Raw genomic sequence first — 7,474 nt, 5'->3', positions numbered from 1 at the left:
GCACGTAGTTCGTCCGGATATCTCTTCCCAAAGTTCTTCTTTTCCATAACCCAGTATCCTTACTTCTGGGTCTCCGCCAAACAAGGGGCGGTTCAGCTTTGGCAATTGCCTCAAGTGCGAAAGCGGCTGCAAGTCTGGATCGTTTTGAAACTGTCAAACGGACCGTGACGTCGGTCATTTGGTATTCCCTTCCGTCTTTTGCCCAATTGATGCTCGTTCCAGCTTGGACTTGGTGCCCCAGCAAGTACCTACAGGGAATGCCGCACATGGTGCGAACAGGCTACGGCAGGGCAAGTACTTGCCGGGACAAGTTGTTACCTATGTCTTTTCCTTGCGGCTTAAAAGGCCGGTAAAAGCAATGAGGTGTCCCAGCAAACTTCTACAGGGTTCGCCAATCCGGGCTAGGGGTAGGCGAGGTAAGCCGCCTGCTGAGACGGCTCCGACGTTATACTGTTGCGGCAAAAGTTCAACGCGCCAGCAACTGATCCGACTTCACCTTCTAAATCTGGTGGTCGCCGCAGCCCGAGCATTCCCATGTCTGAATTTTGATGCCCGCAAAGAAGTCCTTTTGCCCCGGTGGATATTCCGACCGGATCAGGGTTGATAAGGTTTCACCGCAGGCGAGGCAATGGTTGGGGCGCTATAGGTCATGGATAGAAAGTTTAGACACCAGTTCTGTTACTTTCAGCCATCAGTTCGCCGCCCACATGTATTGCAGATCCAGTAGCCTTCATTTGGGTTAAAGTGCGCACTCTCACAACGACATTTTGCAACTCGTCCTCCAGCTTTGGCAGCCTCATTGCCTTCCGAAATAGCGTTGTGGACATCTGTGTCGTTAACCATTTGGCGTATGACGCCTTCCAAAGCAGAAATCTCAGTCTCTGTTGGCTCCCTGTTGAAGAAGAAACCAACACCTCGAGGATCGAGAGGCTGTCGGAATGTGAAGTTAAGTCTGAGCTTCTGCTCGACATTCAGTTTGTGGACGTTTGGCAATTAGTGGTGTTCCCAAGGTTGGCAGGTGGAGGTCGTGAAGATATGTGCATTTTCATATGCTTCCGATTCAGAAGCGTCAGCAAGCCTGTATTTTCTAGCCTTTGTCAATCGCTTACGAAATTTGTACGTGTCGCGTTAACGCCACATTGCCGGGGAGATGTTGTAACTAATTCCCACTGTTTCCAGCTTTGAAGCAATCTACAACTTGTGCTAGAAAGTACGCATTTTGGAGTAGCCATTTGATGAGTGATTTCAAGCGAGAGTGCCAGATCAATATGCTCAAGGCTTGCGCCCAGTATTCCGAAACAGGGGTCTGGTCGGGTGAAATTTACTATCCCAACTGCGCTTGGGACATGGTTGAGATGGGGTTGGTAACCCCAAGTAAGGAAGTCACATTAGCAGGGCGGGTTGCATTGTTCCTGCTTGGCGAGGGCGAAGACCCATTAAGCTGGTCTGCTAGCGTATATGAGCTTGGGGACGGCTGATTGACAGCTAACAAGCAACTGATAGGTTTGAGAACGTAAGCTCTCTGACAATCTTAGACTGACCCCACCCAGTATCGGTGGGGTTTTCTTTTGTTTTCCAGTCAAGAAACGGCAATACCGCTGCCCCAATCTGGGGATAACTGATACTGTTGTGCCGGCAAGTTCATTGTCGGCATAATTTCGGCCAACCATCATCCCCAGGGAAACCAGATCGTTCTCCAGCTGGCCCGCCGTTTTCCGGTACAAACACGTCCCCTTTTTCCTCCAGCTTAAGCTCAGCATGGCTCAAGTTGCGTTGGTACCTTTCCCCTTGTAGGCCTTGTTTAGTGTGGCTGCATTTTGACGATTCAGGGTGGGGCCGAGGATTGGTACGCGGAGGTTCAATCGGTCACTTCGCAATCACCTCCGGGCGCAGACATCCCCTTACAGAGCGACTCATTCCAAGCCCGAAAACGCCGCCCGCTTTGCTGGCGGCGTTTCACTGGTCAAATTGATCGGAAAGGACCCTGAACAAGAGTCTTCGCTCTACTTCGTCGCTTCCAACAGCGGATCGGGCGCTTCGCTCTGAGAAAGAGCATCCGGCCCAGATGAGTCGCAGATACTGATCTGATAAAGATCAAATGCCGCATCTCGCGCAGGGATGATGCTCTTATAACTTTCGCTTGAGAACACTTGGAAAACAGCCTCACGGCTAGGATACTCAACTACATACATGGACTTTGCCGAGTTCTTCCCAATCACAATCTCATTGATGTTCAGGTGCGAAACGATGCGTGCACCAGCAGCCTCTAAAAGTGGACCTGTCACTTCAAAGTACTCGGCCAACTCTTCAGTCGCGCCGGGATTGATTTTGACTTCTGCAAGGACAGTAACAGCCATCTAGTCTCTCTCTGATTCTCAACACTTTGTTAACATCTAGATTACAACTACTGTAGCCAGATTTTGCAGCCTGTCGTTCGGGGACGACTTTTCGACCGTTCTACTGTTGCGGCTCAGGAAAGGTAAATCCTGCCCAAGAGTGGAGTTAATCACCAGCCCTAGGTGGTTTCAGAAGACACCCATTTTCAACAATTGCCCAAAAAAGAAAAACCCCACCGGAGCGAGGTTAATCTCCAACCGCGTCTGATCGGGGTAGATAATACGCGATGTAGCCATATTGCCAAAAATGGTGGATTGAATCCACGATTATCGACTCGCCTTATCCAAATCTGTCAGCCCCAAATGGCAAATTCCTCTGTGGTTGAATTCTCCGGTTGCTGGAGCACCAAAAAAGAAATCATTGAGATATGTTTGCGATTTACGTCAAGATTTGGACAGAACTCACAAGGAATCCGACACCCTCGGATGAAAATCTCGTAAGTCATTCAATTGCGTGGCAGGGGCTGAGGGACTCGAACCCACGACCCTCGGTTTTGGAGACCGATGCTCTACCAACTGAGCTAAACCCCTACGCCGGGGGTTGGGTAGTCGGAAACGGGCCTAGGATCAAGAGCCTAATGTCGCCCGGATCGAGTTTCCTTGCGCAATCGGCTGAGACTGACAGGCGTCATACCCAGAAACGACGCAATCAGCCCGTGGGCAAAGCCGTTTTCATGCTCCGGATACCTCTCGCGAAACCATGCCAGCCGCGCCGCGCCTTTCAGTGAGGCCAGCGCCCATTCCCGGTCCGCCTTGCGCTGTATCTCCTGTCGTAGGACGGCATTGGCCCAATTGCGAATCTCTTCGTTTACCAACATCCGCTCGGTCAGGGTCTCGCTGTCCATTTCGGCAATCAGCGCCTCATCCGTCACCTCCAGCGTGGCATAGGCATTGCCATCGCGGGTTCGGGCAAGGTTGGGCGTGATCACACAAGGGCCGGCAAAAAGCCCGACACAGGCAATGGCCCCATCCGCATCACCAATCGTCAGGTCCGCCCTGCCGTTCAGCAACACATACTCCGAAGTATCAGCCTCACCTTGATGGCTGAGCGGGGTTCCGGGCAACACGCGCCTGATGGCCCAGAGCGCCGCGAATTCTGCCGCAGCGGCGCGGGGCATCGGGGTTTCACCCTGTGTCAGAAACGAAATGAGATCCATTCGGCGCAGCCATTATCAAATGTTAACGCAGGCAAATCGCCAACGGTTTAGAGACATGACCCAAGGATCGCCCATTCAGAGGAGCTTGGCAAATGACGCAATATATTTCGCAGACCCAACACGGGCGCCGTGCGTGGCAGTTCGGATTGGCCGCGCTGGCGGTCTATCTGATTATGACCCAGATCACCCTGCCACATCTGCATGAAATCGCCGGGCTTGTACCCTTTGATTTGCGGCCCATGGGGTATGACCCTGTGCAGGCCCACAACCTGCTTGAGAGTTTGGGCGACGAAGGCCGCCAGTATTATCTAATGCGGCAACTGCCGCTTGATCTGCTTTATCCGCCGCTTCTGGCCCTGTGCCTTGGTACGGCGATCCGCTGGGGGTTCGGCGCAGCGATGCCACTGCGATTGCTCCGGCTCGCATCACTTTTGCCATGGGCGGCGGCGCTTGCCGATTACCTTGAAAACCTCGGGATCGCATCGATGATTCTCGCTTGGCCCACGGTGCCGGATCTATTGGTCCATGCAACCGCTGCCGCCTCTGTCAGCAAAGCGGTTCTGACAACGGCCGCAGTGCTCTTGATGGTCATCGCACTAGTGGTCAAAGGCATTCACCGCTTGAAGCGGGACTGATCATTCCACCGCAACCGCCTCAAGTGCATCGACATCCCCCGCCACGATCAAAGCCTCATGCGCGAGGATCACATCAATCGGCCAATCCCACCATGCAACCTGTTGCAATCGTTTGGCATCGACCTTGCTAAATCTCTGGCGCAGAACCTGAGCGGGATTGCCGCCGACAATACAATAGGGCGGCACAGTACCACCAACAACCGCCCCCGCGCCGATGATCACCCCGTCACCAATATCCGCACCGGGCAGAATTCGCGCGCCCTGCCCGATCCATACGTCATGGCCGATGCGCGTATCGGCCCCCGGCGCGGGCATGGAAGGGCGTCCTTCGATCGGGCCACCGCCAAACACCGCAAACGGATAGCTTGAGATCCCGTCATACCGGTGATTGGCCGAGGATGTGATGAACAGAGCGCCAGCGGCAATCTGGCAGAACTTGCCGATATGCAGATGCTCGGGGCTGAAGTCGAACAGATAGGGCGCCAGCCGCGCCGCCCAATCTTTCGGCGGGTCAAAGGCGCTGGCGTAGGTGTAATCGCCCACCACGAACCTTGGGTGATCCAAGACAGCATTCAGGAACACGGTGCCCGCATGCGGGCTGCCATCGGGCAATCTCACGGGATGAGAGGTATCAGGCGCCGGAAACGGACGCAGGTCGTTTGGGTCAGGCATGACAATTCCTTTGATCGAGTACGGTTAACGCTCAGATCCCGGTCTTGTTCATGTCACCCTCCATCAATTCCGCGCATTCTATCCGTTGCCCCGTGAGCAGTGCAATAGCCCTTAAAGCCGCGCCAGAAAGTCCGAAATTTTCGCAAGACCGGCGATCAGGTCCGCTTGCGGGTTGGCAAATCCGATCCTGACATAACCCTCCATTCCGAAGGCCGAACCGGGGGTCAGAAGTACGCCGGTTTCTTTGAGCAATTGAATGCAGAACGCCTCCGATGGCATATCCACATCATAGCGCAGCAGCGTCACCGTGGCCGACTTCGGCTTGACCCAAGCGATCTTGGGCTCGCCCGCCACCCAGGCCTCAAGAATCGCCAGATTATCCCGCGTGATCTTTTTGCTGCGGGCCAGTACGCGGTCGCTGCTTTCCAGCGCCAGTGCGGCAAAGTGATCGTCGATCTTGCCCACAGAAATCGTGTCATAATCGCGGTGGATCGACACCGCTTCGATCACTTCGCTGGGTCCGGCAATCCAGCCCAAGCGTAAACCAGCCAAAGAAAACGCCTTGGACATCCCCGCCGTGGAGATACCTTTTTCATAGATGTCAGCCACCGCATCCGTCATGCCGCCGCCGTGCTGATCCGTCCCGCGATAAACCTCGTCGCACAGCAGCCACGCATCCGCATCCCGCGCAATCTGTGCGATCTCTTCCAGCATTGTACGATCCATCAATGCACCGGTTGGATTGTTGGGATTGTTGATGGCAATCAACCGGGTTTGCGGCGTCACAAGACGACGCAGCGCATCCAGATCGGGCAAAAAACCGTCCTCTTCGCGCAAGCGCAGCTGATGCACCTCAGCACCGATACTGGCGGGAATGGAGTAGTGCTGTTGATAGGTTGGCACCACGGCAACGACCCTGTCGCCCCTGCTGATCATGGACTTATGCACCAACATGTTTGCGCCAATCGTGCCATGGGTCACGACCACATTTTCAGCTGTCTGCCTTTGGTAAAGCGCACAAATCGCACGAACCAGCCGCGTCGATCCACGGATTTCTCCGTAGGTCATTTTCAGATCAAGCAGGTCTGACAAATCAGACGCATTCTTGCCGGACAAAGCCAGAAGCTGTTCAATCGTCAGGCTTTCCACACATGTTTCGGCCAGGTTCAGCTCGCATTTGAACTCCCACTCGTTCATCCAGATCTCTACACCAAATGGATCAATATGCATCGCTTCCCCCTGCTCGCTGAGATTGTGCTGGTCCATGGACCGCACTGACTGTCTGAGCAGGTAAAGCCATTGGCGCAGGATTGGCCAGAAGGCATTTCGAATAGGCATCTGCAAGCCACCTCAAATCGCTTAGATCGGTGCTGGCGAAGCTGCATCTGCGGTGGTACGCTAAAGGTGCACACCGCATGGCGATATCAACCATGAGATGTGGCGCCATATGAAATCGCAAGGGCCGGTTGGATGACAGAGCCAAAAATTCAAACGCTTGGCATCACAAGATGGTCCTATCCCGGCCAATCTCGGGGGTTTCGGCGGTCTGCCGACGATTTGGACCACCTGCGCACACAGCTTTATGCGCCGCACCGGCTGGATCACCGGCTATTCTTGCTTGAGCACCTTTTGATCCCCTGCTTGTCCCATCAAACCGATCCCGATTTCCTGCATCTGATCGTAATCGGAGATCAGCTTCCCGATCCTTGGCGGTCCCGCGTTCTGGAGTTGGCAGAGAGCTTGCCGCAGCTTCGGGTGGTGATCGAACCCGAGGGCAACGACATGCGCAAGATGTTGTCTGAGGTGATCCCGCGCTACAAAGACAATCAATGCGATGTGATCGCGCAATACCGGCTGGATGATGACGATGCGGTTGCCGTAGAGTTTGTCGCCCAATCGCGAGAGATCTTTGCGGGCTTGCAGCCTTTCTTTGCCGCTGATGGAATTGCTGCGCTGGATTACACACGCGGCTTTATCATGTCGACAGACGACAGCGGCCTTGACATCCGGTCGGTGTCTTCGCGTTTCTGGGCGCCCGGAATGATGGTTTTTCAGGATATGGAAACCGCCAAGTCGCTGTTTGAGTTTCCTCATATGCGGGTCTGGCACGACATGCCCACGTTGACCTGGAAAGAAACCCCGATGTTCATTCGCGGGTCACATCACGACAACGACAGTGAATTGAGCAATTTCGGGCGGCGGACAAAGTCGTTCAAATTCAACCCGCAAAACCTGAGCCGCTATATGGGCCGGCGGTTTGGTATCGACCTCAAACAAATGCGCGAAGAATGGACCGCGCGGCAGCAGTGGTTCATGGGCGAGACCGAAAACCAAACTGCCGCGCAGTAATCCCCGCGCTCCGCATTCTTTAAAGAATGCGCTCCGGTGTTTTTGAAAACACCGGGTGGTCGGCGGCGCATGTTGGTCACCGCAGATCGGAGTTCACCCCGGCACAGCACAACCCAACGCAAAAGGCCGCCCCGGTGAGGAGCGGCCTTCTGTTTTTAGTAGCACCTGTGTGCCGGTACCTTGCTCTCGTGATCTTTTCCTCAAGGGGAAAAGACACCGCCACAAGGCGCCGCACGCGGCAGGCTTTGCTTACTCAGTGATCTTG

At 54.5% G+C, this 7,474-nt stretch carries 7 protein-coding genes and 1 tRNA gene; 3 read left to right on the top strand and 5 right to left on the bottom strand.

What is annotated here, in order from left to right:
• Positions 1–1,235: 1,235 nt before the first annotated feature.
• Positions 1,236–1,478 carry a hypothetical protein gene (locus C8N31_RS19990; RefSeq protein WP_025046891.1) on the top strand — a complete coding sequence of 81 codons (243 nt, stop codon included), beginning with the start codon at positions 1,236–1,238 and terminating at the stop codon, positions 1,476–1,478.
• A 525-nt stretch (positions 1,479–2,003) separates the two neighbouring features.
• On the opposite strand, the gene C8N31_RS19985 is transcribed toward C8N31_RS19990, so the two are convergent.
• The 3 genes from C8N31_RS19985 to C8N31_RS19975 all read right to left on the bottom strand — a co-directional run bounded on the left by C8N31_RS19985 (position 2,004) and on the right by C8N31_RS19975 (position 3,553).
• The gene (locus C8N31_RS19985) at positions 2,004–2,357 is read right to left on the bottom strand and encodes a DUF1330 domain-containing protein (protein ID WP_025046892.1); all 354 of its coding nucleotides are present in this window, start codon (positions 2,355–2,357) and stop codon (positions 2,004–2,006) included.
• Positions 2,358–2,851: 494 nt separating this feature from the next.
• Positions 2,852–2,927, bottom strand: a tRNA-Trp gene (locus C8N31_RS19980).
• A gap of 44 nt (positions 2,928–2,971) precedes the next feature.
• Positions 2,972–3,553: a Crp/Fnr family transcriptional regulator gene (locus C8N31_RS19975; protein WP_025046893.1), complete on the bottom strand. Its 582-nt coding sequence runs from the start codon at positions 3,551–3,553 to the stop codon at positions 2,972–2,974.
• Positions 3,554–3,645: 92 nt separating this feature from the next.
• On the opposite strand from C8N31_RS19975, the gene C8N31_RS19970 reads away from it, so the two are divergent.
• Positions 3,646–4,188, top strand: coding sequence for a hypothetical protein (locus C8N31_RS19970; RefSeq protein ID WP_025046894.1), 543 nt, complete (start codon positions 3,646–3,648; stop codon positions 4,186–4,188).
• On the opposite strand, the gene C8N31_RS19965 is transcribed toward C8N31_RS19970, so the two are convergent.
• Positions 4,189–4,860, bottom strand: a complete 672-nt coding sequence (locus C8N31_RS19965; protein WP_025046895.1) for a CatB-related O-acetyltransferase — start codon at positions 4,858–4,860, stop codon at positions 4,189–4,191.
• A gap of 111 nt (positions 4,861–4,971) precedes the next feature.
• The gene (locus C8N31_RS19960) at positions 4,972–6,090 is read right to left on the bottom strand and encodes an aminotransferase (protein ID WP_025046896.1); all 1,119 of its coding nucleotides are present in this window, start codon (positions 6,088–6,090) and stop codon (positions 4,972–4,974) included.
• A gap of 240 nt (positions 6,091–6,330) precedes the next feature.
• Here C8N31_RS19960 and C8N31_RS19955 point away from each other — a divergent pair, with 240 nt between their 5' ends.
• Positions 6,331–7,209, top strand: coding sequence for a glycosyltransferase (locus C8N31_RS19955; protein WP_025046897.1), 879 nt, complete (start codon positions 6,331–6,333; stop codon positions 7,207–7,209).
• Positions 7,210–7,474: the final 265 nt, after the last annotated feature.

The sequence above is a fragment of the Sulfitobacter mediterraneus genome, assembly GCF_003054325.1.
In the GTDB taxonomy this organism is placed as follows: domain Bacteria; phylum Pseudomonadota; class Alphaproteobacteria; order Rhodobacterales; family Rhodobacteraceae; genus Sulfitobacter; species Sulfitobacter mediterraneus.
This window is presented reverse-complemented; position numbering and strand designations above follow the sequence as displayed.

Bases quoted from the DNA above. Each gene is read 5' to 3' on its own strand.
- C8N31_RS19970 (WP_025046894.1), top strand. From the start codon at position 3,646: ATGACGCAATATATTTCGCAGACCCAACACGGGCGCCGTGCGTGGCAG.
- C8N31_RS19975 (WP_025046893.1), bottom strand. From the start codon at position 3,553: ATGGATCTCATTTCGTTTCTGACACAGGGTGAAACCCCGATGCCCCGC.
- C8N31_RS19965 (WP_025046895.1), bottom strand. From the start codon at position 4,860: ATGCCTGACCCAAACGACCTGCGTCCGTTTCCGGCGCCTGATACCTCT.
- C8N31_RS19985 (WP_025046892.1), bottom strand. From the start codon at position 2,357: ATGGCTGTTACTGTCCTTGCAGAAGTCAAAATCAATCCCGGCGCGACT.
- C8N31_RS19990 (WP_025046891.1), top strand. From the start codon at position 1,236: ATGAGTGATTTCAAGCGAGAGTGCCAGATCAATATGCTCAAGGCTTGC.
- C8N31_RS19955 (WP_025046897.1), top strand. From the start codon at position 6,331: ATGACAGAGCCAAAAATTCAAACGCTTGGCATCACAAGATGGTCCTAT.
- C8N31_RS19960 (WP_025046896.1), bottom strand. From the start codon at position 6,090: ATGCATATTGATCCATTTGGTGTAGAGATCTGGATGAACGAGTGGGAG.